Consider the following 24,369-nt stretch of genomic DNA (forward strand, 5'->3'; position numbering starts at 1 on the left):
CCTACAACTCTGCACCCTGACCCTACAACTCTGCACCCTGACCCTACAACTCTGCACCCTGAATATCCTCATATATCTGTTATTTTCTACTATACTCAGAGTATTATAGGAATCTACCCTATAAGGGTGCAGAGTTACCTTGTCATAACACTACACAGAGCGCATTTTCGCGTTCCCATAAGGTTTATAGAAATGGGGTGTAACTCTGCACCCTACAAATCATGAATATTACAATCTGCCGATCAATCCTGAAAAGAAGAGTGACATTTGTTCCGATTCATTTTGATTAGGGTGCAGAGTTTGATCTCAACTCTGCACCCTGTCAATAGTATTATATATTAGATCGCACCTTCGGGAATGAATTACAGAACCCCAACGATCTGCCCGACATTATTCACCACCGGCAGGAGCGACATCCCCCATGCCGCGAGCAGAGGGTACACCGCCCCGCCTGGCATCGACCGTTCGGCCATGACCGCCACCCCTGCCATCAGCACCACCCCTACCAGTTTTGCCCCCAGCATCGTGTGAACCGACTCGACGACCGGGACCATGAGAGGGTTCGCCTCCTGCCCTCCTCGGTCCAGGGCGTACGCCGTGGTGGCGACATCGCAGCCCTGGAGCACCACCACCATCCCCAAGATCACCATCACCAGGTGCCGTTTCTCGATCTCCATTACGCCTTAAATCGGGCGGATGCAATATAACCCTAACGCCTCTTCAGGATCAATTATTTTTGCTATGGAGGTTTTTTTGATGGGCTGATGACAAAAAAGTATATCAAAAGAACGCATCATATGACAACGAATATATGCCGTGACGTTATTTTAGATCTTATCCCGTAAAGGGAGTGTGAAAAACGATGAATGTACAGAAGAACGATGAAGCGGTTTCACCCGTGATCGGCGTCATCCTGATGGTTGCCATTACGGTGATCCTCGCGGCAATGGTCACAGTCCTGGTATTCAACGAGACCGACAAGATACAGCCTTCAGAAAAGTCTGTAATCCTCCAGGGTTCAGCCACGGGATCATCCGTGACGGTGGAACTGATTAGCGGAGCAGATGTCGTTGAATTAACTGCACTGAAGTTCTCGTTCGGTGCGGACTATCCCGAGGAGGACACTATAATTGCCAACGGATATATTGTTAATGAGGGGTACACGGTTACATCAGGGCAACTAAGTCCCAGTGCTACAAACGGCACAGAGGGCTCATCTGTCGATATTTTCAGCGACAAGAAGTTTAGCGTCGGTGACACCTTCCAGATGGATAACGATGGGGGGAAGTTCACCGTGGTCGGCATCTTCGCCGACGGCACCGAACAGGTGCTCTACACGAAGACATACCCCATAGTAACAGAGTAACCTCTCCAACCTCCTCTTTTTCCCCGCACCGCAACCCTTATCCCCCCACGCCCCCACCACTCTCCATCCTGCTCCCCACAAATGGTAAAATGTTCATCGAATTTCACTCGCCCTGGGGTCGTCGCCCCGTGGCCGGGGAGCAGGCACTTTTTCCGACACCGAATTAAAAAAGAAGAAGGTCAAGCCTTTGGCACAGAGAACGGCATCACCACTTGCCGCCGTCCATCGACCGGGATGAACGTCGCCTGATAATCGCCCATCGGGTGTGCAGGCGTGATCAGTATACCCGTTGCGTCCTCGGGCCAGATATACGCCTCAGCGACGTCAGGGGAAGCGCGAGTGCGGTCGATCCTGCGGTATATCGAAACCTTCCCAATCCCCCACTGGTTCGCCGGCTCCATCTTGCGGATCTCTGCAGTATACCCCGCACCGAGGAACCCGACCATCATGGTATCGTTGTTTTCATGATCGGGGAAAAGAGCGAAAGAACACGGTTCGAGGTCGGGGCCGCTGGTGAGGACGAAGGCACCGGCGGCGAGAACCGCCACGATCACAACACCGGCGACAAGAATCACGCGAGAAGAAGATAAGTTCATTCCCCCTCTCCTTCGGCATACAACGGATCAGTGTGCCGGACAGCACAATTCTCGACATCAGGGGACGAAGAGATGAACCCGCGGCACGCGGCAATGGTAATTCCACCGACAAGAGCCGCCCAGAGCAACCCGAAGATCCCAAGAGAGGGGAGACCCATCATCGTCTGCGCGAGAGAATCAACGACACTTACGCCATAGAGTGCGACGGCGGCGGTGAGGGTGCCGAACAGAACAGAGAAGAAACGACCGCAGAGAGCGCGAGGGGCAATCATAGATACCTCCGAGGATCGATGTTGTGCCGTTCACCATACTCGGTAATGGCCCTTCGTGCAAGGTCCGATTTAGAGCAGGCCACCCCCTCAACAAGGGCACCGCGAACAATAGCCGACTCTTCTTTTCCCAGGACAAACGTCTCTCTGGAGGGAGGCATAATATGAATATCGTCACAACTATATAATACCCTATTGTTATGTCTGAAAAATATAGGTGTTATAGGAATTTTCTCTGGATATCTTCGAGGCTATATTCCCCAACGCTTCGCCGGGCTCGCCGGTCGATCACGGGGAGCATGGTGCCGACGAGTTTGTCCAGACGAATGACCTGGCCCCCGAGAGGGCGCAGATCAATTAGATAATCGTTTTTCCGGGCCATTAGACATACCTCCGATAGAGCGAATACCCTATGCCTATCAGGGCGGCGGCGGCGAATGCATACCCCATCTCGGCGAATTCGGGCAGGATGTGCGGGATGATCACTCCTGCGATAAGGCCGCCGACCATGAACGGTATGACGACGTCGCCGGACCGCAGGAAGAGGACGATGAAGACCAACGCAGACAGGAGGGAGACGAAGACCATCACGCCGAAGTCTCCCCCGCCGAACTGGTCGCCGTAGGTGTCGGCCTCGGCCTCCCAGAATGCCGGGATTGAGAGGTTGCCGCTCATGAGCGTGTTGAAACGGTCGCCGTAGGTGGTACGGGGGCGTGGCGTGACAGAGGGGAGCGTGAAACTGACCTCAGAGGAGTACCCGCCGCCACACCCTGCCCGGGCATAGAACGTCTCGCCTGCGACCAGGGGGAAGGATTCGATGGTGGCAGTGTAGGACGAGGTGTTGGTGGAGATGATGGCAGACTGGTATCCGTAGTTGCCCGGAGCGGTGCCGAGGGCGATCCATACCTCCGAGTACGGAGTCGAACCCGAGAGCGTGACCGACTGAGATGTGAGGCCTGAGGCGGCGACGGTGAGACCGTCGCAGAGCGTGTAGTCGGTGCCGGCCGTGCGGTGAATCACCAGGTCCTGCTGATAGGATGATACGTCGGTGGCGTTGTAGTCGATGGTCTGGTAATAGTCGTAGCCGTCGAGGGCGGCGGCGGGGGCGGCGAGGAGGAGGAGGAGGGCGGCGCAAAGGAGGAGGACGCGGCGCATCATTTCGCCTGCCCCCATCCGAATTTGGTGGCCACCTGGATCAGAAACGTCACAATGGAAAGAACCACCGCGACCTGGAAGAACGCGGCGAGGGGCGGCGGCATGTGGAAAATGCCCACCATAGAGGGGTAGACGTAGACCATCGTGCAGATCATCTCTTTGAGCCACCCCAAGCCCGCGAGACCCAGGGATACCGCGAGGCCGAAATAGTCCAGGATCCCGATGTTGGAAGGGGCGGCCATGGACGACATTTCAGAGAGCTCGAACGCCGAGGTCTCGGGTGCGGTGTAGTAGTTGTGGGCGAAGATGCCCAGGCCGTTGAGGAGGGCAATGGCCGGCCCACAAAAAGTGAGAAGAGTTAGAATATCGTGGAATCTCATCTTTCATCACCTGTAGAGTTTGTATTCGGATTTCCGCATGTATACGAACACTCCCAGGAACGTCAGTGCCGCGACGATGGGCGCGAGAGCGAGGGGGAGCCACCCGAGGAAGACCGGGAGCCCGCCGCCGAAGAGCGGGACGATGATCGCACCCTGTCGGACGCGAGGCCCTGAGAAGAGGCTACCGAGACCGATAATCCAGCAGACCGAGATGAGCTGATACCAGAACTCATCTTCGAACCCGAGATCCACCAACCGTCCGGTGCCGTGAAGCGTAATCTCCCGGTAGTTGGAGATGGTGCCATACTGCGTGTGCGTCGCGTTGAACCCGTAGGACGCGGTGGTCGGATGCGTGTTGTCGATGGCGTACGAGGAGTTGATCCATCCGGCGGCGTTTGGTGCAGAAGATTCAGTGTAGAGCACTGTGCCGGCCGCGTCCTTCACCCAGAAGTTGAGTGTTGTGGTGCCGTTGACGCCCTGTGGATCATGGTAGGAGAGGGCGAGCGAGATGGATTCGGGGGAGACTTCTGTTGCGGTGAGGTCGTAGGAGGGGTACTGTGCGCCGGCCGGAGCGTCACGAAGCCTGAACTGGATGGTGTACTCCGCCTCTTTCGGGAAGATAGAGAAGGTGGTGGACGTGTTCGAGACCGGATCGAAGGCGTCGATCTGGTAGCGGATGCACTCGATCATCAGGAAGTTGATCGACCCGTCGAGGCCGGTGGTGCCGGAGAGCGTCGCGGTGGTGATGTTTGCGCAGTCACCGACCGGGACACCGATGAGGTTGCTGAGCCAGTCGTCAGGGTTGGATATCTCGATGTAGGCCGCGGAGAGTTGGACGCCGGGCATCGGGGCGCCGTAGTCGTCGATGCAGTGGAACCGGACGGTCCGCGGGACGTAGTTCCCGGTAGACGGCGGCGCTGCGGCGGCCTGTTTGGTGAGTAGCAGCGTCACTTTCGTGTCCCGGTCAACGAAGGCGTAGGTGGATGTCGGGTAATATCCCTGCGCCGCGGCAGAGACCGTGTACGACCCGTAGCCGACGGTGAAGCGGGCGGTGCCGGAGGAGGTGACGGTTTCCTGCCCGTCGGTGAGTGAGACCGTGGTGGAGTTGGTGAGGATGGTGCCGGCCTCTGCGTCTTTGACGGTGACGTTGAGGGTGAACGACGAGGCGAGGGCGACGTTGCGCTGTGTGACTCCATCGACGACGACCGTCTCGGTTATGCCGGTGTGCCCCGGTGCAGAGGCAGAGAGGGTGTACTGCCCGTTGGCGACGTCGGCGAACTCGTAGAACCCCGTGGAGGTGGTGACGGTGCTGTCGGACCATGAGGCGTTGTTGACCGCGACGGTGGCGCCGGAGATGCCCTGCGCTGAACCCTGAGCGTAGACCTGGCCGTAGAGGGATGTGGTGTTTGCCGGCGGCGGGGTGTCGGGGTAGAGGTAGAGGTTGATTGCCCAGGTGGAGAGGCGCGGGACGCTGGTATATTCAGTGGTTTGTGAGGTGTAACCGGATTTGCTGACGGTGAACGAGACGGGGAAGTCGGGGTTGAGCGGTGTGATGCTGAAGTATCCGGCGCTGTCGGTGGTATCGCTGTCGCTGGTGCCTGCGGCGGGTTGTGCGGCGGAGACGGTGGCGCCCTCGATGACGGTGCCGGTGGTTACGTCGTAGACGAAGCCGGTGGCGGTGACGTTGGTTTTCGGGTCGATGTACATGCCGCTGATCGTTGCGGTGGCAGAGGGAGAGGCGAGTTCTTTGAGCGAGGAGTCGTAGACGCGGCAGGTGATGGTGTGGCGCCCTTCGGAGGGGAAGGAGAGAGATTGTGTTTTTGCGGCGGCGGCTGTAGTGGCGTGGGAGTAGGTGCCGGTGAATTGGTCGTATTCGTACCATGTGGAGCCGTTGAGATGGTAGGTGTTGTAGAGGGCGCCGTCGGTGAACCACGAGATGTACGCGTATTCGGGGGCGTCGGCGGCGGCGGATAGGGTGGCCTGGATGGGTTCGTAGACGGCGGCGGTGGTGGGGGAGAGGGAGAGAATGAAATATGTGGTGTCGGGGTCGTTGGGGAGGTCGGGGGCAGGATCTACATAGACATAATCATAATCTCCCTGAGATATAACATAAGCCCACGCCGCAGTACCAAACGTCGGATACATAGCAGACGGCGCAGACGTGGTTAAAACCCGCCAGTCAGCATCATCGATGGCAAATTTCAGAGTAGTACCTTCAACACGAAACTTATACACATGATAAGAAGAACCCGTTATACGCTCCTCATTAACTAACTTAGACGAACTAGACCCACTACAACGATAAACATTGAACCCCGTAGACCATAAACCAACGTGAATCCCATTTCTCGTACTCACATCATACGCAGGAGAAGTACCCGTGAAAAGACCAAAAATGATCTGGTTCCCCCCAGCATGACGTACCCGAAAATGACATTCATAGGTCCCGCTCATCGAATTAGGATACTGATACCAGTTCCACCGCTTCGCAAGGGAACCCGAATTGGTCCAGATAGACGCAACACCGACATCCACCGACGACGATCCCCCCGAGACTCGATGATTCCAGACAGACGAGATGGATCCACCGAAGTCGTCCCTAAAATCTTCGTAGGCGCTGACGGGGGCGACGGCACCGATCATCATCAATGCGAGGGCGGCGAGGATCACCAACCGTGGCGTGCCTCCTCCCGGCGTCAATACCCATCCCTCCTGTACTGCACCTTCTGAATCACCACGCGCCAGATGTAGATCAGCGCTCCGACGCCGCAGGCGAGAATCAAGAAATAGAAGAACTTCGCGAGCATGAACCAGGTATTGGCATACGGGTTCGGGCCGTTGGCACCGATATACATCGTGAACCAATCGAAGATAGGCCCGAAGCCGATCACCAGGGCGAAGAGGGCGACGATGGTGCCCAACCCCGCAATGATGGCGAAGATCACAGACGGTCCTCCGTCGCTCATATCAGATCCCTCCGTCGTCGCTGCGGTTGGCGACAATGACCGCGTACAGTCCGAGGGGGAGGAGGACGCCGAAGATGAGGAAAGTGCCGAAGATCAGGTTGAGATGGCCCATGGTGTCCTCGCGGTCCTGAGACATGGGGAAGGCGCCGTCGGCTTGGTCGATGTGTTGGTCGTTGAGGGTGTCGATGATCGGGCCGGAGGCGATGTAGAGGAAGCCGACGACGGCGAGGGCGACGGCGAGGTAGACGAGGACGCCGACACTGCCCGCGTCATCCATCGCTCTCCTCCTCCCCCTCGGGCGGCTGGATGATGCCGTAGTCTTTCATGATGTCGGTGAGGGTGGCGCCTACGACGCCGCCGGGGTAATCCTCGGCGAGGAGGGTGAGGACGGTGGCGACCCGGGCGCGGTAGGCCGCGGTGTTGGCTGCGGCGGTGACTTCATCTTCGGTGTAGACGGTTTTGGAACTCATTTCTTCGACCTCTTTTTCTTTTTCTTGGCGGGAGTTTTCACGGGTGGCGGGACGATGGCGAAGGGGACGGGGGAGAGTTCGAAGAAGCCGATCCCGCCCTTTTTCGTGCTCTTCTTCTTGCTTTTCTTCTTACTCTTCTTCCGGCGGCGGCGCTCCTGGGATTGTGCGGGCGGCCCGAAGGAGAAGGCCGGAGGGTTTGCCGGCGGATAGCCCGGCGGGTTTTCGGGCGGGAAGTCGAACGGGTTGTCGAGGATGTTGATCTCGGGGATGGTGTCGGTGCCAATGATGGTGCTCGCGGCAGATGCGGGGGTCGCCAGTGCGGCCAGAATCGACGATGTGATCGGGACTGAGGGCGAGTGAGCATAGTCGAGCGGCGATGAGTGAGCGAAGGCTCCAGGTAGAGCGGCGTCGATCCCGCCGTCAAGGGCGTCGGCGACGCGGTCGGAGGGACGGTAGGAAGTAGTGTTTCCGGGTTTGACTTGCGTTTCGGGAGGAGTGACGAAAACGTACCGGGGAGACTCTGCGATTATGTCGGGCGTCACGACGGGGACGGTAGGCTGGACCAGCCGATCCTCTGCGGTCGGTCGAGAGAGAGGTTGCGGACCGGTGGGGAATGCTGGGAAGGCGTCGGGGAAGTTAGACGGGCCGAATGGAGACTGCGGTGAAGGGATGGCTTCGGTAGCCTGGAAGCGTGCTTTGGTTGTGTCGGGACGGGTGAAGATCTCAGCGCGACCGATGTTCCAGGCGTCGGGCGAGTAGGGGATCTCGGGGATGTGGTGATCTCTGGCGATCCGCTCGTTGGTGCCGGCGGGATTTTTCGGCGGGGTGATCGTTGCCCGGGAGATGTTCGGGCCGTTCCCGATCTCTGCACCCCCTGGACTCCATTCACTGTTACCGGGCCGATGCGTACCGATATCGAAGGGCTCTTTACCGCCGAAAATCTCCTGTTCGGGTCGGCCGGTTGGGAATTGTGGTCCGGGGTTCGGTGTCGTGGGGAAGATTTCGGCGACCGCGAGAGGAAGCGTGGCGGCGGCACCGGCGGCGAGGGCTGTACCTGCCCCCGCTCCCACCGTGCCCGCTCCCTGAGCGGTTGCGAACCCTGCGGCACCTCCTCCGGTGCGGCCGATTGTCGTGGCGACCGCGGGCCCTGCTGCTGCAGCGCCGCCGCCGACCCCGAGCACTGCTCCGGCGGTCAGGGCGGTCCCGACGATCCCGGCACCGATGAGCGCACCTTTCCCGAGGTCTTCAGGCCGGGCGGCAAACTGGTACCGGGAGTCTTTTGGTAGGCCGGGGATGATGCCGAACACCGTGTCCATCCCTTTCCCGACCAGAAAGCCGAGGGCGGCGGGGCCGGCTTTGATGGCGACGTCTATGGGCGACGCGTGATGAGAAGAGGGGTTTGGCTGCTGGCGTGCGGCGCTCTGCGGTTCAGGCGGGCGCTGCGGACGAGGCGCGGGCTGCTGCTGAGGAGGAGGTTGGGGAACGGGAGGCTGTCCCCCGTTCTGCTGTATCTGGTGCTGTGCGGCGAGGCGTTGGGCGGCGAGCGCCTGCGGTCCCGGGTGCGTGACCGGGCGAGGAAGCGGAGTGGCCATGACAGATCACGCCCCTCCTCCACCGCCGAAGATGTAGACAACTGCCATGATAGCGCAGATCACCATCTCGACCGCGATGAGCGCCTTCATCCACCCCGGCCACGAGGACGTTTTGAGGTCGTCGGTCTCTTCGGCAACCCTCTCAGCGATGTGCCCTTCGAGATCTCCGGCACCGATGCGCTGAAGGTAACGCTCAATCTCGAAGAGAGGAACCTCAGAGACGGCCGGGATGAGGACGGGATCGTCGATTTTCCCGGCCTTGAGCAGATCCATCAGGTCGCCGTAGTTTGCAATCTGTTCATCTTCGTCGTGTGTCTTGTTCCAGTCAATTACGGCGGTTTTAACGGCGGTCTGGAGTTTCGGATCGGTGGAGATCCCCCAGGTGTCCAGGAAGATCTTGGCGTTAACGGCACCGAAACGGTGACTGTCGGGGGACCGCTGAATCCAGGAAAGTGGGAGACCGACGGCGGTGAAGATCCCGGCAACGTAGTCCATTGCCTTGAACTTCATGCGTCCCGACCGCTCAACGAGGACGCCGAGATCTGAACCGGTACGCGAGGCGGTCCAGTAGCCGTTCACCGGCCCCATGGACCACCAGTACCAGATCCACGCACCGTTTGAGAGGAGCAAGAACACTCCGAAGGCCACGAAAGCCCACCAATACCATGCGAGCCCGAGGATCATCCCCTCGGTCGCCCCGGTTGTATATACGCTTACAGGCATTTTTTTAACCTCTCTTTATGAAGGATAGGAACCCCCCGCCGACATCTTTCGGGACGTCGGGCCGTCCCGCCGAGATAGTCTGTGAGATTCTGTTCTCGTTGAGGGCGTCGCGCTCTCTGCTGTGCCGAGTATACCCGATGGACTTGCCCGCGAGGATGTCGCAGAAGACGAACCGGGCCATCCTCTCTGCTGCGTATTCGTCGGCGTCCCACTCTTTGACTCGCATAATGTCCGTGACGCGCCGCCGCAGTTTCTTGTGTGCCTCGGGCGTCGGGATGTTGGTGAGTTCGACGTGTCTGGCGACGGGACCGGAGAAGATCCACAGGTCGGCCAGGGATTTTGTGTTCGGGATGTCCGGGTCAAGGAGTTTCGCGAGGGTACGCTCGCCCAGAGGCATTCCTGCGGACGGCAGAGCGCGGTCCGGGTCGTTGGCCCGTTCCATGAGTTCTTCGTATTCTTCATCTGAGATTTCGAGTGGCATGGGGTTCACCTCATCGGCGGCATTTCGCCGCGTTCCATGAGTTTTGCATCTCTGATCGGGCGTAGATACTCCTCCCAGACCACGCGCCAGACGTTGATGACGCTCGCCAGAGTGACCGCGAGGAGAAGGTACGGGACGCCGGCGGGGTGGACAACCGTCTCGACCGGGATGACGTGGACCGCGCCGTCGATCACCTCGGTATAGGTGGCAGCGAAGGCAATGGCGGTGGAAAGGTAGGCGGCAGCGGCACTGAAGATGAACGCGAGGATAGCCCAGAGGTCATGTGCGCCGACGTTGGGATAAAGCGAGAGGAAGAGGAAAAGGAACGGCGCGATGGCGATAGGTAGCCAGATCTCGAAGGGGATGTATGCCGCGTCGGGAGGGAGGATCGTCGTGGTATCGGCGGCCGTGACGTTGATTGCCGCCGCCGGCGCTATGATGAAAGAGAAGAGCACTAAAAGGGGAAGAAATGAGATTCGGGGGGTCATGATTGCCCCCGGTTACTTCTGGCGCGGCATCAGGACGTAGAGCGCACCAAGGATACCGACAGCCGCCATGATGATCAGCGTGATCGCCAGGAGACCGTACCCGCTCTGGGTCGTGGTGGCCAGACTGGTCTGGATTCCGTGCCAGGACGAGTTGTCGGGGATGGCGGGGGTCCCTGCCTCGATGTTGTAGAGGATCACAACGCCGATAGCCATCACGACTGCCGCGACGATGAACCCGAGGACAACATTGACGTTGCCATCCTCCACGTCCATCTTGTACCGGTCCCTGACGGCGCTAGCGCCGCCGGTTGCGTATACGGCGAGGAGTTCCTTGCCGTACTTGGTGTACTTTTCAATCAGAGTCATCTTTCCTTTCACCTCACTTGGTGAGGTATTGGAAGATATACTATATAGATGTAGTTATGAACTATTTAGAATATATTTAGTATATTGACTATATTGACGCGGCATCTTCTGGTGGCGGGGCGGCGACAGTCTTCACAATTGGGGGTTGGTTCGGGATGCGAGTGAATGGGAGACGGCCGAACCGCTCTTTTGGCTCTTCGAGGATGGCCCACCCGTGCCGCGGGAGGATGCCGATCAGACGGGTGGAAACCATGCTGATCCTGCTCTTCGGGCGACTCCCCCGCAACCAGATGTAATAAGAGAGCCGGTCGGTGACGCGATAATCCATGTCGTTGGTGTCCTGGGTGCCGATCATCATGGAGATGTTGTTTTTTCGGAAACTGATCATCGTCTCTGAGAACCAGCCTACCAGGTGCCAGAGGTCTCCCCGGGCGCAGGCCGGGAAGACCTGGTGCGCCTCGTCGATGGAGATAAGGAAGAACTCGTCCTGGTATTTCAGGCGGATCAGGGCTTCGAGGAACTCATACCACCAGATTGCAGAGGGTGCGCGAACCGCCTCGGTAGGGCGCTTTTTCTGCCGGGTGAGGTCGGCGGCCATAATACGGTCCAGAACTTCAGGCGGGAGGTAATACTCCCGGGGTTCGTATACGATATTGATGCCGCCCATAAGGAGGTTAGAGTACAAATCCTCGACAGTGCCGTACGTAGTAATCTCTTCGATGGGCTGAAGTTGGATCTGATACCTCTTTCGGTCGCGCTCTTCGTACCACGCGAGACGGTCTTTGTAATAGAGATGAACCCTAAGAGGTTTGACGTGTTTCGCATCGGGGAACGATTTCTGGAAGTTTTGCGGGATCTGGCAGTTCCAGTGGTCGTTCTCCAGGCCGCGGTGAATGACGGTTTCGGGATATTTCGGGGCGCCTCCAGAGGAATGCTTGTTGTATGGTGCCGGCAGGTACGTTGCTGCTTGTTCGAGTTGTACTATGAACGTGCTTTTCCCGCTACCGAATTTCCCGACAAGCCCCGTCATGGTTCCCCCGTAAGCGGTCACGCCGTCGTCATGCACGGAAATCTCATACGCCATCTCTCTGCCCTTCGAGGCCGACACTCTCTGAAGAGGGCGCGGGAGTGTGGATTCGTCCATTATTCGCCACTTCCGCGCCTATCCTCTGCGGGGGAAGGTCTCTTGTTCAGGAGCATGTCGGAGAAGTACATGTCTTGCGATGCGATGGAGATCAAGTCTTCATTCAGGCATACAGTGACGAAATAGTCCATGATGTCTGAGGTTTTTGAGAGTGTTTCAGCCCAGAGGCTGCTATCGTTGGCAAAGGACGTTGCAACCTTATCCCACGTCTTCTTCCACTCAACCCAGTCTGAGAGGAATTGGGCGGGGGGCTTCCCTTTCTTTTTTTGAATAGCCGCCCATGTGAGGGACATGACGGAGCGGGACAACCGAAGCGCCTGGGCGGGATCCGTGGAGCATGACGCCACCACAATCAGGCGACCAAGAGCCTCTTTATAATCATTGGGTATAATGCCCATGCTATATACTTTTCGTGATTACATATATACTTCACTGGGGGGTGTAGGGCACCGTTAAGAGAACGAATTGTCCGAATCCCAGGGGGGCGGCGGCCGGCGTGACGGGAGAGGGATACATAAAGGGGAGAAATGAGAGAAAAAGAGAATTAGAGAAAGATTATCACTTTTTCTTGCTCTTCTTCTTGGCACTCTTCTTCCGAGTCTTCTTCTTCGGGGCTGGCGCACCGAAGCCGAAGGGATCGTAGGATCCCATGTTGGCACCGAAGTCGGCGAAGTTTGCCCCGCCGGGGAGACCGCCGCCAGGACCGAGGTTGGCGTTGACGTTGCCACCAATTTCGCCAACATTGTCAAGGATGCCAGCGAAGCCAGAGGGTTTCTGCGCGGCGGCCCGCTCAGCTTTGGTAAGTTTGCGGACTTTGGGAGAAGTCTCGATCTTCGAGAGTTGCATGCCCGCTTTCCCCAGGGAGAGTTCAGACCTGGGGTTGGCATCGATGACGCGGTCGCCACCAGGGAGGAGGTAACGGCCGGGCGTCGAGGTCTTGCGGAGGTTGTGCTGCTTGACGAAGTTGTCTTCGCGCTCGCTGACGGCGCGTTCCTGCTCTCTTTTTAGTTTTCGCTCTTCGTTGCGGGTTGCGAGGGAGCGGCGGGCGTCGCCGCTCCAATTTTTAATGGAGCCTAGGATCCCCATGGATATAGAGTAGCGAGAGTGTGACAAATAGTTATCGGTAGGAATATATAATCTATGTACGGTTTATCCAGGCGCGTAACCGCTCCCAAACCCCTTCTTTTCTCGCGGCCCGTATTTCCTTGATCTCCGCAGACATACAATCTATCTCCCCCCTCATTTTGCGGGCATCCTCGGCCGTCTGTACTCGATGCATTTCGCCCCGATTCAGATCCTCCCTCAACCCCTCGATCTCGCCGGCAAGTGCCTCCTCTCTCACCCGCCGGGCCTGCACCTCCTCCTCCAGGGCGACGATCTTCCCCTGCTGCATCTCGAGTACCTCGCGCACCCGGGGGAGGAGGGCAACGGCCTCGAGTACTTCAGGCGCGAGGGCCGGTACCGCGGGGGGATCCTCGATCACCTCGGCGTCGAGGGTCGGGGCGAGGTCTCGCGCGAGGGCCTCCCGGATCTCCTCGGTGCCGAGCCCCTGATCATAGAGGCCGCGGACAGTCATCACGGTCATCACCACACCATCATCATACATATTTCGCCGGCTCTCCTTCGTCGAGGGGCAGAACTCAGAGAACCTATTGAGATATCGCCGGGTGGTCTCGGTGGGGAGGTCCGCCGCCTCTGCCACCTCCTGCGTCGTCATCATGCCAATAGATGTCGCGTCGGGGGAGAAAAAAAGGGATCGATCTGGTGCCGGGAGGCGTTGTCATCATCACGCTCATCACCCCGTGGTGCGCGTGATGATGACGTGGTGATGATGTGATGATGAGGTGATGAGGACGTGGTGTGTCGGCATCAGAGGACCATCGGGAGGGCGGCGACGGCGAAGTACGCGAGGACGAGCGCCCCGATCCAGGGGTGCCGCGCCTCCTCCATGGGGACGATGGCGCCCGCCCCCAGGCCGGCCAGCCACCCGCACCAGTGCCCCACCACATCGGTGTAGAAGGTTCTGCCGTCCCCGAGCACTGTCACCGGAGGGACGAGGAGCGGGACCACGACGAGGAGGGCGATGCCCGCGAGGATCCCCCGGGTCTTCCGGGAGGGGTGCCGGGCGACTTCGCCGACGAAGTACACTGTGATGATGCCGAGGAGGGCGAACACCACGCCAGAGAGCCCCAGGCCGGTGCTCTGCATCCCGAGGCCGGTTTTGAGTAGGGCGGTCAGGAGCGGGACGAGGGCGAGGGCCAGAAGGAACTGTTTCGATACGGTGGAGATGCCATCTTTCCCGGCCATGAGGAGGAGAGCGGGAGCGAGGATGGCGTACGCTTTGAGGTTCGACGCGAAGAAGGGCCATCCGTACGATACGAAGGGAGCAATGAGGCATTTGGCGAACTGCGGGAGGCCCTGCACCCATGGGTAGAAGGTCGGCGGGAGCTGCGACTGGATGATGCCGAGGAGGAGGGGAACGGCGAGGAAGAGTCCTATCGGGGCGAAATCATGTAGAGGATGCCTTTCCATAGAAACCACGTCACGATTATGCCAAGGACGGCAAATGCTGCTCCCATTCCGATCTGCTCCCACGAGATCAAGGCGTATGGGCTACAGCCATAGTACCCATATGGTCCTGCAATTGCCGATATCATCTCTCGCATCAGAAAAACGGCGATCACACTGGCGATAAGGGCGGCAAAAAACCAACGTGCTGAGAGGTCCGACTTAGAACTCATCCCCAATCCTCAATTGATTTCCCGCCGTGTTGGTTCAGGACGGTCTGCATTGCTGTCCTCTCCTTTTCCCGGCGCAAACTCTCCCGCTCCTCTGCGTGGATCATAACGTGGCACTTGTGGCAGAGTGTCGTGAGGTTTTCCTTTGTGTTCGTCCCGCCAGCGTGTACGGGAACAATATGATGTACCTCTAAGGCATCTGTGGCCCCGCAGCGATTACATTTGTGCCCGTCTCTCTCCAGCGCCGCAACTGATGCAACTATGTCGTCGTGGTGGCGATTCAGGAAGTTCTGGAGGGAGTTCATGGGGCCACCACCCTTACAATGTTACGGCCTTCGCCATCTCTCCCGAAGGAGACATAATACCGAGTGAACTCTGTCGAGTCTCCATCTCTTTTGGAAACTCGCACTTCATCCAGATCCATCAACAAGAATGATGCACTCTCGCTATATGCTAGATCGACGGAATACAGCGGCGTTGAGGAGAGAAATCCCCTCTCTATAATCTCGATGTTGGCGGAGGTGCCGGGGGCCGGGTTGGTGAAAGTAATTGTGTCGTTATCATAGGCAACTGAGAGGAGTTCTGGAGGGATAGATGAGGCGAAGGGGATGTAAGGCTCGGGCGGCGGGGGGCAAAGAATATGGGACATGATAACAATGCAGAGTGCGCCTGCAAAGACCCCGGCCACGATGAGAAGCGGTCTGTGCCAAACATCTTCCCAAAGGGCAAGCAGTATCCCGACACATGCGAAGAAAAGAGCGATGGGCCAGAAGTCAAGACACTTCTCGGCGAAACAGATCTCTTCGTCATCGGAGATCATGGGAGCACCTTCTTGAATCGAATCGCGTCTTTCGGCACAAGAACCGTGTCGCCCTTCTTACGCTCTCGCCCCCCAGGAAGCCGCGTATCCTCGCCGAGGATGACGCGGTACTTCTTCGGGGTCTCGCCGATGATCTTGACGGGATGGCATGTGATGCCGACCCATCCGTCCAACGCAAGATATGCCTCCTCTCCAGTCATATTCTCCATACTTCCTCCTTCCCGCATTTACGGCAGTTTTTCAGTGTTCTCCAGGTCGTTCTTTATGAATGCTTGGCAGTTTCTTTCACGCAGGTGTCGGAAGACGGAAGTGTGGAACTATCCGGTGATCCCAGATAGTTCATCATGAACTTCTCTTTCCACATATCGAGCCTTGCCCGAGCCTCTTCGGGGTGCCGTTTGTGATAATCTGCGGGCAACGTGCCGAGGAAGGCGAGTTTGGTCTTGACATAGAATCCCTTGGATTTCAAGTCGTGTCCATACCGTTCGGTTTTCTTCTCGTCGTAGCCGACGACATCGCCGACCGAGAACTCATCTTTAGATGACGGGTGTACCCAGGTGACGATATGCCAATACGTCTTTTTCATCGTCTCATCCCTCCACGAACCCGAAATCCCGATCAACACACTGGATCAGGTCTTCGCAGGTCGGCAACCGGCTCATCAGTGGCCCGGTCCTTGATTCCCGCTCATGGAATGTCAGGCGAAGCCGGCCGACCGTCGCCCCTTCGATCACCATCCGCAACATCATTCGGTTGGCAGCAACCCAGATCTGAGACAGATCCCATTTGTCCCACGATGTCAGGCATCCCGACCACACCACTTCGACACAGTGAGGATCGTCCCACTTCACGTTCTCATGCTTGATAGGGGCGTTGTATATCCCTCCTCCGGCAGCATATGCCAGAAGGACGGCCACTTTCTTTCCAAGGGGCGAGCATTTGCGACCGCTCGCACTTTCTACCCATGATACAGTTTCTTCATGATTCATTTTCTTCAACCTCCTTCAGTCTCTTATACAGGGTCGTCCTCCCGATGCCGAACTTCTTGCAGATCGTTGTCTTCGGGACTCCCTCGGCAATCATCCGCTGTGCCTCCTTGATGTTCACCGTCTTGCGCCGCCGGCCGAACTTTACCCCTTTCTCCCTCGCGGCATCAAGGCCCAACTTGGTCCTCTCCATGATGAGTTCCCGTTCATATTCCGCGAGGGCGCCCATGATGTAGAAGAAGAGCCGCCCCTCCTTCGTCGTGGTGTCGATGTTGTTGGTGATACTGATGAGGCCGACGCCGTGGTCTTCGAGGTATTTCGAGATGTTCATGAGGTCCTGGAGGGAGCGGCCCACCCGGTCCAACTTGTAGATCACGAGGGCTTCGGCACTGAGGGGGTTGTGTTCGAGATCCCGGATCATCTGCTGGAACCCGGGGCGGTCGATGTTCTTGCCGCTGGCCTTGTCGGTGTAGACCTTGACCAGTTCATAGCCTCTGAACTGACAGAACTTCGTGATCTGTTCTTGCTGTATGTCGAGGTTTTGGTGATTTGTGCTTACTCTGGCGTATGCTATGACTCTCATGTATCTGTCCCCGGGGTTTATCATGTAGATTCCGTTATAGCTGGATAGACGTTGTTGCAGGCCCCAAGATAGTACGGGGCATTGTGCAGCGTTTCGTTGTAGGCTGTTTCACCCTCGTAGTCGTCGATAACGGCCTTTTCTTCAACATCCAGATCCTCGTATGCCTTCCGTCCGTAGGTGGGCGGCAACCAATTCTTGTGCTGGCACCCATAGATGTTGAACCTCTTGAGCAGATCCTCGTCGGTGAAGGTGATGTGCGTCGTCCCCTTCTTGTAACAGGTTATCGTGAAGAACTCGAACGGGATGTTCTTGGTTGTTCTTTCCTCTTTTGCCTGCCTCAGAATTTCGGTCACGTCTGACGCGCCGTTCTGGTTTCCCGAGAGGTAATGCAGGGTCTTGTCGATGTCGATGAGTTCTTCCACCTCCCGGTAGGAATAGGGTGAATAATCCTGTGTCAGGTACTGGTAGAGGCGTATAGGGAGGATCACCTTCTTGTTGATCTTCCATGCCTTGTTCGTGGCCCATCCATTGAAGTAGTGCCGGTTCTTCTTGGTTTCCGGCGTCCAGTGATATTCGTGAGTTAGGGTGTCGAACAGTTTGATGATCGTCTCGTCCGTAGCCTTGATCATCTTCTGCGTCAGTTCCAGGCGAATGGCGTTGATGTTGTACTCGTTGAAGTCATAGTCCTGGAGGCGCTGCACATCCCCCCGGCACTGCTCCAGGAGATTCGAGGTGAACTTTGCGGTGAACCTCGGGTTCATGAAGAGGTTTTCCCAGTACTTCTTCCGGGTCTGCTGGAGAAACTGGTTCTCATACAGATCGCTGCTGTCTTTGATCTTGAGTTCGAGGATGGGCGAGGGGTACTCCCGGCACATCGAGTCGAGAATCAGCGGCTTGATGGTCTTGTAGTCCCGGATCAGTTGCAGACCGGCGCGAGTCTCCTCTCTGAACGTCCGCACAACGGCCGTGATGTAGTCGTTGACATTCAGCGCGTTGCACTCTGCATCCAGTTCGTGGAGGGTAGGGCCGCGTTCGAGCGAGTCAAGGATCACGCTGTCATGTTTCACCGGCGGGATCCACACCTTGATCAGCGCCACCTCAACGTCTGAGGTGCGTTCGGCTTGCCTGAACTCCCCGTCCAGATAGGCGATGGAGGCACCGTAGTGGTTCAAGGTCTTGACGAGTTCTTGCCGGGCGTAGGTGCGAGGATTCCGAACCGTTTCGGCGTTCAGGAGACATACGATCCCGCCGCCGCGAGCCTGGAGTTCAAGTGCCTTCAGGAGATGCTTCTCACCGTCCGCGAAGGGCGGGTTCATGACGATCAGGTCGTAGTGCTTGAACGTCGAAAAGGCCAGGAAATTGTCGAACACCACGCGGTGTCCTTTCCCCTTCAGGACGTGCTGGAGGTCCGGGTTGATCTCGATGGTGTCGATGTCAGGGGTGACATCCCTCTGGCCCCACCGCTGCCTGCTGACGATCTTCTGTTTCACCGCGTCGGCGAGGTCGCCTTTGCCCGCCGACGGTTCGAGGACCGTGGCCACGATGCTGAAGTCTATCCCGTCCAGCATCTTCCTGATCATAGATGGGGGCGTCGGGTAGAAGGCGTCCAGGAGGGTCATGGGTTCGGACCCCCCGTCTCCCCGGGGGTCTGCCACACCTGCCCGGTCCCGTCGCAGTGAGGGCACGAGATCAGGCGCCCCTCTCCTTTCGGCCGCCGCCACAGCCTCCAGTGTGGCTCCCCATTACTCGCCCGAGGGTACTCCTCTAAGACAGCCTCCTGGCCGATACTCTCCAGCCACTCGGCCTCTTCGCGGGCCCGATCTTTGTAGGGGCCATAGGCTCCGGCAAACTCGTACGTCTTCCCCTCAAAGATTTTTGTGAATCGGCTCATGGCCCGCCCTCCTCACTCTTGATCCCTACTTTCCTTTGCGACAGGAGTTCAACAACGACTGAATCGTCCTCTATGCCTACATTGATCTCGCCTTGAGGATCGTACTGGCGAAGGATGCTTATCGCCGTAGGGACTCCATCTTCGGCAATGTCATAGTCGGGATGGAATGTGATCGTGATCTGATGCTCATACTCTGGGATGTCGGGCCTGTTGACGATGATTGACGCCATGTGCGTCGTCAAGAATTCAATCGCGTCCATTTCACTCACTGGCAAACTCCCCGCACCAATCATCCGCGAGAACCACCGGCCAGAGCCAGTCTCCTCCCCACGCCGGGGAGTGTCGGCGGCAAAGACCCTCATTTGTGATGCCAACATCTGGCCCGTCGAAATAGATGCAGTCTTTGCATCTGCGTTTTTCTGATCTTGTGTTCATGTTGTTCACAAAGGAACATAATATACAGCACTGTATATAATGGTTATCATTTGTGTTTTTAAAAACAGACATATACCATATTTCTAAACAGTGTTGAAAGTGTCGGGTTTGTGAACATCTATTCTTGAAAATACTTCTCAAAATAATACGTACATAAAACTAAGCGTTCTAAACATTAAATTTATTAATATATAACAACACTCTATTGTATGCCTCCCAAAAAAGGGGCCTCCAAAAAGGGAGCGTCGAAAAAGAAGCCGGCAAAGAGCAAACCGTTCCAGAAGAAGCCGGGCCAGCAGAAACTTGGATCGTACGGCCCGAAGACAAAGAGAGTGTACAAGCAGACCGGCAAAAGCAACGAATCAAGGGACAAGAAACGCAAAGCCAAAGCGCCCGGCTACCGGCGAACCGCACGCGGGACCGTGTATTACGAGACCCGGAAAAACAGAAGTGACATGCCAGGGAAGAAGACCTAATCCTCCCAGGCCACTTCTTTCCTTTCTCCATTCACTGTGACAACCCCGGAATCTCCGGGGGTCACACTTTCCCTGTCAATTTTGACCCACCCCTCCGGGAGCGGATCGGTGGGCGCGTCGGTGTGAATCCACAGCACTTTTCTCCCTCGCGGTCGGACGGCCGGGATGATCACCCCGTCGCCGTCCCACTCTCGCGCGAGGGCGTGCTCGCGACGGGAGCACCGGAGATGGCGGGTCATCCCTGATCCCTCGCGACGAGGACACAGATCATGGCCCCCTCGTCGGTATCCTCGCGCGTCACGGACGCCCGGTGACGGGTGGCGGCGACGAGATCCCGTACCCCGTCCTCGATCTCGTCGGCGGGGCGCTCGTATTGGCGAGAGTCCGATAACTTGACCCGCGCGAGACACGCGGGGCAACAGATGTACTGGTCGCCGACGGCCTTCCCCCGGTAGTTCCAGGCGTGGCCGCACTTGGGACAGGTGCAGAGGGCCATTAGAGGGCCCCCGATCCGCTGCGAGTATTAGGGGTCACGCGGAATACGATCTCCCCTTTCTTCTCGTCGATCCAGTACCGGAACCGGTACCAGTCTGCGAATCTCCTATGTTCGGGGGTATCCTCCAGTCGCACCACGAACGACGACCGGTAATTACCATCGTCCTCGGACATATATTCGTACTCCGAGAATCCCGCTGGGATTGGCTCGGAGTATGTGTTCCTGAAATTGGGAATACATTTCTGCATTTTTCATCTCCTTCCTTCACCGGCCCTTGCGGGCCGGATCCAGAATAAAGCGGCCGGGAGGAGTTAGCACCTCCCGCCGGGGCGTGGTTACCCCTGCCGCTGCACCTCTTCTCAGTCCTCCCCGTTGGCCAGGATCCACCCGTCTTCCAGGAGGGCATCCTCCAGGTCATCCGCAGACACACGAGAGAGATAGTCTTCGATTGCCCTGATCCACTCCTGGTTGTTCTCGGGGCAATCCTCCCGATCCGGGGTCGCCTTCAGGACGACCCGCTCCTCTGCGGGCCCCCCCTTGCCAGCATCCCCATTGTCGTTGCGGATCTCTATGGAGAGGTCCGCCTCCTCGTCGGCGATCCCGGTCTCCCCCGTCGCGTACGAGGGGACGGTCATCCTGAAAAACGGCTCCGACTCCTCCATCCCGTCCCTGCCCTCCGGGGGGAGGCGGTCGGAGTAGTCGCGGAGCGGGATGATGTCCGCGTACCCCTCTGCGGGATACAGGAGGATATGGAACTCCCCGATCCACGCCTGATATCCTCCGTTGGAGGTAGAATACCAATCGACCGGGAGAGAGAGGAGGGATTTTAGATCATCCTCGGTGATCTCGATCAGGCCGTTGGGGTCGTCCTCGGCCAGAGCCTGCCGGATCTCTCCATCCATCTGCTCGAAGTAGCCCCATTCTAGGGGTACCCCTGCGTACTCGAGGTACTCAGATATTGTCATGTTTTCTCGCTCATTGTGATCGATCTTGATCAGCCCCCCGCCATCGAGTCTGATCTCATACTCGCGTCCCTGCGAGTTTTTCAGTCTCATTTTTTGATTCACCTCTTTTTTCTCGCGGCCCTGTGGCCGGATCCCTATTGGGTTTTCTCGCGCTCGCGCCACCAGGACGCGATGAATGCGGGCCGGGGGATCGAACCCCGGTTGGGCCTACCCCTCCCGCTACCTCTCCAGGGCCGCCCGAAGCGCGGCCAAGTCCTCGCGGAACGCCCCCGCTTCAGATTCGTGGATCTCGCCGGTCGCGACCCACTCCTCAACCACGTCCGCAGCTGCGGACAGGTACTCCTCCACGGTCTGCGGGATCTCCCCGCTCTCCCAGACCGCACACTGGTCGTCCCGGACCGATATCAGCGGGGACGACCACACCACGGGGGCCACCAGCCGCCCCGCACCCCCGTGCGCGTCAGCCCACCGGATCACCTCAGGCCAGGAGACCCCATCCGGGGAGGAGGAGGGGAGGACCGCGTCGATCCCCTTGATGGCCTCCTCGTACTCTGCGACCTCCTCGGGGGAGATTGAGACGGGCTCCTCGTGGGCCCACACGTCGAGGGCGAGAGTCACACCCTCCAGCGCGTCGAGTACGGTCGTTGGGATCTCCCCACTCTCCCATACCCAGTACTCGCGCCCGTCGTAGCAGGGGCGGACCGATACCTCAGGGGAGGCGACGACCTCCTGCACCGCTTTGAGGGCCTCAGGGATGTGCTCTGCGGCCCACTCACGCACCTCATCGAGGGTGACCGAGCCTGCAGCCCGCACCCGATACATGGGCTCGCCGGTCTCGATGAGCCCCTCCTCGGTGATCCTGCGGATAGTCTCTCCTGGGACGACTGCGAGGTCGATAGTCTCCCCCTCTCCCTCAAAGGCCCCGATGAGCCCTGCGGGGGTCCAGTCGTCCGCACCGTCGCGGATAATCGCAGTCTCCCCCAACGGAGCGCACAGACGGCGCACCGCTTCCAATTCCGTCATTACTGTCATGTTCTATCTCCCGTCTTCACCCTCCTCGCGAGAGGAGGGATCCAACGCAAGCCCTGGAGGGGGAGTCGGACCCCCTCGCGGCCACCTGGCCAGGGTACTCAGTCGTAGAGGCTATACAGGTCGGGGTCGTCGTCGAGGATCTCGCGGATGAACCGCTCCAGAGCTTCGGGACTCAGAGGGAGACCCTCCCTCCAAAGAAACCGTGCGAGACTCTCCAGTACCTCCTGGGAGTCGCGGCCCTCGCCCCAATCCCAGCCAATAACTCCGCTATTGAGGACCTCGGTCCTCGCGTCCGTGATTGTAGTATAGTAACTCATTATCCATCTCCTGTAGAGCGCAGGGTCGGACCCCCCTTGGGGCCCCACCCCGCTCCACAATACTATGTTATACATAATACTATATATAACTTCCTCTCCCTTCACCGGTCCCCCGTGGGGACCGGATCCGGGAAACCCTGGAGGGGGAGTCGGACCCCCTCGCGGCCACCTGGCCAGGGTACTCCATACTACTACATTATACATACAAGTATTTATAATTAACTATCCGTACCATATCAGTAAACTATATATAATATTATGTATAAGTTAGTAGTATGGAGCATATGGAGCAGAAACAGGTACCTCTCTTCACGGAGGTGGATCTGATTTCGATCTACACCAGGGAGGACGCAATTAGAGATGGCCTCCTGGTGGACGTATCAGAGATGGGCCGCGAGGCTGGGTTTAGGATCCCGGTCGCGGTCACGCGAAAGTTGTGGGACGAGTATATAGTACCTGACCCGCGCTCTGTCCCCTACGGCCAGAGTGTGGACGGTCGCCTCTGGGATACCCTGTGGATGAGCCACCTCGCGGCCCGCTGCAGGCCGGACACGGACCGCGTGCAGTACAGCGTGCAGTACAAGGTCATCTACATCATGAAAACCGCACAGCGGAGGGGGATCACTCTGGAGATGCGGGTCGGGGCCGCAGACCCACAGGGTCGCCCCTGCATCACGATCATGCTCCCGGGGGAGGACTGATGGACCCCGCCCCACATCCTCGGACCACCAGGATGCTGATCGGCGATGTGGAGATCGTCGATAGCGTCGAGGACAACCGCGTGCAGGTGTTTTTCCCCGGCAAGCCGGCCGAGGAGGTGCGCAAGCGGCTCAAGTCGTCCGGGTTCCGGTGGTCGCCCAGGAACGGGTGTTGGCAATCGTACCGCGGTGCGGGGTACCTCGCCGCGGCGCAAAAAATAGTTTCCTAATCTACTCTATTTTTCCCACTTCGTAACCATAAAGCGGCCAAACGGCCCCTTCCGTTCTGGCCGGAAGTCCAGAAGGCCGACCTTCGCCCCTGCATCATCCACGACCGTCCTGAGTTGCGCCTCCGTCAGCATTTCAGGATCGTAATCGAGGGTGAACCGAACTTCCCACTGGTCCAGACGCGGACGGTACCGAACTATCCGGCCCTTTGTCGCAGAGATCACGACGGGGCGCGCGTCGATCTTGTAGTCGGTCGTCCCCAGGCCGCACTGGTCCGGGGAAACGAACACGCAGGCCGCCACGGGTTTTTGCAGGCTGGCCCTGCCTTTCCCCTTCGAGTAGACCGCTGCGGCGATCAATGCCCTCTGGATCGCAACGCCAGGAATGTACAGTTCCTTCGTCTCTTCGTCGCGGTATGCGGCTATCTCTGCCTGTTCCTCTTTCGACTTCTTTTCAATCGCATGCACGGGTTCCATGGGGAATCGGTGCATAAGGAGAGCAGATCCCTCAACGCCCTCAATTGTTACTTTAACTTTTTTTACAGCCATAATTTACCTCGCCTCGCCGTGCCGTGCCTCGCCGTGCCGTGCCTCGCCATGCCAAACCTCACCTGGCCTTACCATGCCGGGCCTCGCCGCGATCCCCTCACCCTCACGGGATCATCGGGGGAAAGCCGTCATGGAGGTCTGACCCTCCACGGCGGTAAAC

The 24,369-nt window shown here is 58.1% G+C and carries 38 protein-coding genes; 4 read left to right on the forward strand and 34 right to left on the reverse strand.

Annotated elements, in window-relative coordinates; translation table 11 throughout:
* Positions 1-362: 362 nt before the first annotated feature.
* Positions 363-677, reverse strand: a complete 315-nt coding sequence (locus J2129_RS12760; protein WP_209631419.1) for a DUF5658 family protein — start codon at positions 675-677, stop codon at positions 363-365.
* Positions 678-862: 185 nt separating this feature from the next.
* Between J2129_RS12760 and J2129_RS12765 the strand changes: the two genes are divergently transcribed.
* Complete coding sequence (locus J2129_RS12765) at positions 863-1,366, forward strand: type IV pilin N-terminal domain-containing protein (protein WP_209631421.1); 504 nt, start codon at positions 863-865, stop codon at positions 1,364-1,366.
* A 179-nt stretch (positions 1,367-1,545) separates the two neighbouring features.
* On the opposite strand, the gene J2129_RS12770 is transcribed toward J2129_RS12765, so the two are convergent.
* The 27 genes from J2129_RS12770 to J2129_RS12900 form a co-directional block, all read right to left on the reverse strand.
* A complete protein-coding gene (locus J2129_RS12770) occupies positions 1,546-1,941 on the reverse strand; it encodes a hypothetical protein (protein ID WP_209631423.1) in 396 nt (131 codons plus the stop codon).
* A 17-nt stretch (positions 1,942-1,958) separates the two neighbouring features.
* Positions 1,959-2,234, reverse strand: coding sequence for a hypothetical protein (locus tag J2129_RS12775; protein ID WP_209631425.1), 276 nt, complete (start codon positions 2,232-2,234; stop codon positions 1,959-1,961).
* Between the two features lie 378 nt (positions 2,235-2,612).
* Positions 2,613-3,404 (reverse strand): hypothetical protein, encoded by a 792-nt coding sequence (locus J2129_RS12780; protein WP_209631426.1) that lies wholly within the window; start codon positions 3,402-3,404, stop codon positions 2,613-2,615.
* Positions 3,386-3,766 (reverse strand): hypothetical protein, encoded by a 381-nt coding sequence (locus tag J2129_RS12785; RefSeq protein WP_209631428.1) that lies wholly within the window; start codon positions 3,764-3,766, stop codon positions 3,386-3,388. The genes J2129_RS12780 and J2129_RS12785 overlap by 19 nt, the downstream gene beginning before the upstream one ends.
* A gap of 6 nt (positions 3,767-3,772) precedes the next feature.
* On the reverse strand, positions 3,773-5,911 hold the full coding sequence (locus tag J2129_RS12790; protein WP_209631430.1) for a carboxypeptidase-like regulatory domain-containing protein: 2,139 nt from the start codon (positions 5,909-5,911) through the stop codon (positions 3,773-3,775).
* Positions 5,912-6,462: 551 nt separating this feature from the next.
* Entirely contained in the window at positions 6,463-6,711 is a 249-nt protein-coding gene (locus J2129_RS12795) for a hypothetical protein (protein ID WP_209631432.1), read from the reverse strand.
* A gap of 22 nt (positions 6,712-6,733) precedes the next feature.
* Entirely contained in the window at positions 6,734-7,009 is a 276-nt protein-coding gene (locus J2129_RS12800) for a hypothetical protein (RefSeq protein ID WP_209631434.1), read from the reverse strand.
* Positions 7,002-7,202, reverse strand: a complete 201-nt coding sequence (locus J2129_RS12805) for a hypothetical protein (RefSeq protein WP_209631436.1) — start codon at positions 7,200-7,202, stop codon at positions 7,002-7,004. The genes J2129_RS12800 and J2129_RS12805 overlap by 8 nt, the downstream gene beginning before the upstream one ends.
* Positions 7,199-8,794 carry a hypothetical protein gene (locus tag J2129_RS12810; RefSeq protein ID WP_209631437.1) on the reverse strand — a complete coding sequence of 532 codons (1,596 nt, stop codon included), beginning with the start codon at positions 8,792-8,794 and terminating at the stop codon, positions 7,199-7,201. Before J2129_RS12810 ends, J2129_RS12805 begins: the two co-directional genes overlap by 4 nt.
* A gap of 6 nt (positions 8,795-8,800) precedes the next feature.
* Positions 8,801-9,517 (reverse strand): hypothetical protein, encoded by a 717-nt coding sequence (locus J2129_RS12815; RefSeq protein ID WP_209631439.1) that lies wholly within the window; start codon positions 9,515-9,517, stop codon positions 8,801-8,803.
* Positions 9,518-9,521: 4 nt separating this feature from the next.
* On the reverse strand, positions 9,522-9,998 hold the full coding sequence (locus J2129_RS12820) for a hypothetical protein (protein WP_209631441.1): 477 nt from the start codon (positions 9,996-9,998) through the stop codon (positions 9,522-9,524).
* A 5-nt stretch (positions 9,999-10,003) separates the two neighbouring features.
* Entirely contained in the window at positions 10,004-10,486 is a 483-nt protein-coding gene (locus tag J2129_RS12825; RefSeq protein WP_209631443.1) for a hypothetical protein, read from the reverse strand.
* Between the two features lie 12 nt (positions 10,487-10,498).
* On the reverse strand, positions 10,499-10,852 hold the full coding sequence (locus J2129_RS12830; RefSeq protein ID WP_209631445.1) for a hypothetical protein: 354 nt from the start codon (positions 10,850-10,852) through the stop codon (positions 10,499-10,501).
* An 88-nt stretch (positions 10,853-10,940) separates the two neighbouring features.
* On the reverse strand, positions 10,941-11,936 hold the full coding sequence (locus tag J2129_RS12835; protein WP_209631447.1) for a hypothetical protein: 996 nt from the start codon (positions 11,934-11,936) through the stop codon (positions 10,941-10,943).
* A 59-nt stretch (positions 11,937-11,995) separates the two neighbouring features.
* Positions 11,996-12,394, reverse strand: a complete 399-nt coding sequence (locus J2129_RS12840) for a hypothetical protein (protein ID WP_209631449.1) — start codon at positions 12,392-12,394, stop codon at positions 11,996-11,998.
* 160 nt (positions 12,395-12,554) lie between these two features.
* Positions 12,555-13,082, reverse strand: coding sequence for a hypothetical protein (locus J2129_RS12845; protein WP_209631451.1), 528 nt, complete (start codon positions 13,080-13,082; stop codon positions 12,555-12,557).
* A 52-nt stretch (positions 13,083-13,134) separates the two neighbouring features.
* Positions 13,135-13,716 (reverse strand): MerR family transcriptional regulator, encoded by a 582-nt coding sequence (locus J2129_RS12850; protein WP_209631453.1) that lies wholly within the window; start codon positions 13,714-13,716, stop codon positions 13,135-13,137.
* A gap of 149 nt (positions 13,717-13,865) precedes the next feature.
* A complete protein-coding gene (locus tag J2129_RS12855) occupies positions 13,866-14,528 on the reverse strand; it encodes a rhomboid family intramembrane serine protease (RefSeq protein ID WP_209631455.1) in 663 nt (220 codons plus the stop codon).
* Between the two features lie 205 nt (positions 14,529-14,733).
* The gene (locus J2129_RS12860; RefSeq protein WP_209631457.1) at positions 14,734-15,039 is read right to left on the reverse strand and encodes an HNH endonuclease; all 306 of its coding nucleotides are present in this window, start codon (positions 15,037-15,039) and stop codon (positions 14,734-14,736) included.
* Positions 15,036-15,554 carry a hypothetical protein gene (locus J2129_RS12865; RefSeq protein ID WP_209631458.1) on the reverse strand — a complete coding sequence of 173 codons (519 nt, stop codon included), beginning with the start codon at positions 15,552-15,554 and terminating at the stop codon, positions 15,036-15,038. The genes J2129_RS12860 and J2129_RS12865 overlap by 4 nt, the downstream gene beginning before the upstream one ends.
* Positions 15,551-15,763 carry a hypothetical protein gene (locus tag J2129_RS12870; RefSeq protein ID WP_209631460.1) on the reverse strand — a complete coding sequence of 71 codons (213 nt, stop codon included), beginning with the start codon at positions 15,761-15,763 and terminating at the stop codon, positions 15,551-15,553. The genes J2129_RS12865 and J2129_RS12870 overlap by 4 nt, the downstream gene beginning before the upstream one ends.
* A gap of 53 nt (positions 15,764-15,816) precedes the next feature.
* Complete coding sequence (locus tag J2129_RS12875) at positions 15,817-16,140, reverse strand: hypothetical protein (RefSeq protein WP_209631462.1); 324 nt, start codon at positions 16,138-16,140, stop codon at positions 15,817-15,819.
* 4 nt (positions 16,141-16,144) lie between these two features.
* On the reverse strand, positions 16,145-16,303 hold the full coding sequence (locus tag J2129_RS12880) for a hypothetical protein (RefSeq protein ID WP_209631464.1): 159 nt from the start codon (positions 16,301-16,303) through the stop codon (positions 16,145-16,147).
* A gap of 229 nt (positions 16,304-16,532) precedes the next feature.
* Complete coding sequence (locus J2129_RS12885; RefSeq protein ID WP_209631466.1) at positions 16,533-17,123, reverse strand: recombinase family protein; 591 nt, start codon at positions 17,121-17,123, stop codon at positions 16,533-16,535.
* A 20-nt stretch (positions 17,124-17,143) separates the two neighbouring features.
* The gene (locus tag J2129_RS12890; protein WP_209631468.1) at positions 17,144-18,742 is read right to left on the reverse strand and encodes a DUF4942 domain-containing protein; all 1,599 of its coding nucleotides are present in this window, start codon (positions 18,740-18,742) and stop codon (positions 17,144-17,146) included.
* Positions 18,739-19,014 (reverse strand): hypothetical protein, encoded by a 276-nt coding sequence (locus tag J2129_RS12895; RefSeq protein WP_209631469.1) that lies wholly within the window; start codon positions 19,012-19,014, stop codon positions 18,739-18,741. The genes J2129_RS12890 and J2129_RS12895 overlap by 4 nt, the downstream gene beginning before the upstream one ends.
* Positions 19,011-19,283 carry a hypothetical protein gene (locus J2129_RS12900; protein WP_209631470.1) on the reverse strand — a complete coding sequence of 91 codons (273 nt, stop codon included), beginning with the start codon at positions 19,281-19,283 and terminating at the stop codon, positions 19,011-19,013. Before J2129_RS12900 ends, J2129_RS12895 begins: the two co-directional genes overlap by 4 nt.
* 375 nt (positions 19,284-19,658) lie before the next feature.
* Between J2129_RS12900 and J2129_RS12905 the strand changes: the two genes are divergently transcribed.
* A complete protein-coding gene (locus tag J2129_RS12905; protein WP_209631471.1) occupies positions 19,659-19,925 on the forward strand; it encodes a hypothetical protein in 267 nt (88 codons plus the stop codon).
* Positions 19,926-20,160: 235 nt separating this feature from the next.
* On the opposite strand, the gene J2129_RS12910 is transcribed toward J2129_RS12905, so the two are convergent.
* The 5 genes from J2129_RS12910 to J2129_RS12930 form a co-directional block, all read right to left on the reverse strand.
* Entirely contained in the window at positions 20,161-20,421 is a 261-nt protein-coding gene (locus tag J2129_RS12910) for a hypothetical protein (RefSeq protein WP_209631472.1), read from the reverse strand.
* Entirely contained in the window at positions 20,421-20,669 is a 249-nt protein-coding gene (locus tag J2129_RS12915) for a hypothetical protein (protein WP_209631473.1), read from the reverse strand. Before J2129_RS12915 ends, J2129_RS12910 begins: the two co-directional genes overlap by 1 nt.
* A 111-nt stretch (positions 20,670-20,780) precedes the next feature.
* Positions 20,781-21,476, reverse strand: coding sequence for a hypothetical protein (locus tag J2129_RS12920; RefSeq protein ID WP_209631474.1), 696 nt, complete (start codon positions 21,474-21,476; stop codon positions 20,781-20,783).
* Between the two features lie 129 nt (positions 21,477-21,605).
* Positions 21,606-22,418, reverse strand: coding sequence for a hypothetical protein (locus J2129_RS12925; protein ID WP_209631475.1), 813 nt, complete (start codon positions 22,416-22,418; stop codon positions 21,606-21,608).
* 98 nt (positions 22,419-22,516) lie between these two features.
* A complete protein-coding gene (locus J2129_RS12930) occupies positions 22,517-22,735 on the reverse strand; it encodes a hypothetical protein (protein WP_209631476.1) in 219 nt (72 codons plus the stop codon).
* Between the two features lie 284 nt (positions 22,736-23,019).
* Here J2129_RS12930 and J2129_RS12935 point away from each other — a divergent pair, with 284 nt between their 5' ends.
* Together J2129_RS12935 and J2129_RS12940 are read left to right on the forward strand one after the other, a co-directional pair.
* A complete protein-coding gene (locus J2129_RS12935; RefSeq protein WP_209631477.1) occupies positions 23,020-23,436 on the forward strand; it encodes a DUF6573 family protein in 417 nt (138 codons plus the stop codon).
* Positions 23,436-23,663: a hypothetical protein gene (locus tag J2129_RS12940; protein ID WP_209631478.1), complete on the forward strand. Its 228-nt coding sequence runs from the start codon at positions 23,436-23,438 to the stop codon at positions 23,661-23,663. Before J2129_RS12935 ends, J2129_RS12940 begins: the two co-directional genes overlap by 1 nt.
* Positions 23,664-23,669: 6 nt before the next feature.
* On the opposite strand, the gene J2129_RS12945 is transcribed toward J2129_RS12940, so the two are convergent.
* Positions 23,670-24,209, reverse strand: coding sequence for a hypothetical protein (locus tag J2129_RS12945; RefSeq protein WP_209631479.1), 540 nt, complete (start codon positions 24,207-24,209; stop codon positions 23,670-23,672).
* Positions 24,210-24,369 lie beyond the last annotated feature (160 nt).

It is taken from the genome of Methanofollis sp. W23, from assembly GCF_017875325.1.
Lineage (GTDB): Archaea > Halobacteriota > Methanomicrobia > Methanomicrobiales > Methanofollaceae > Methanofollis.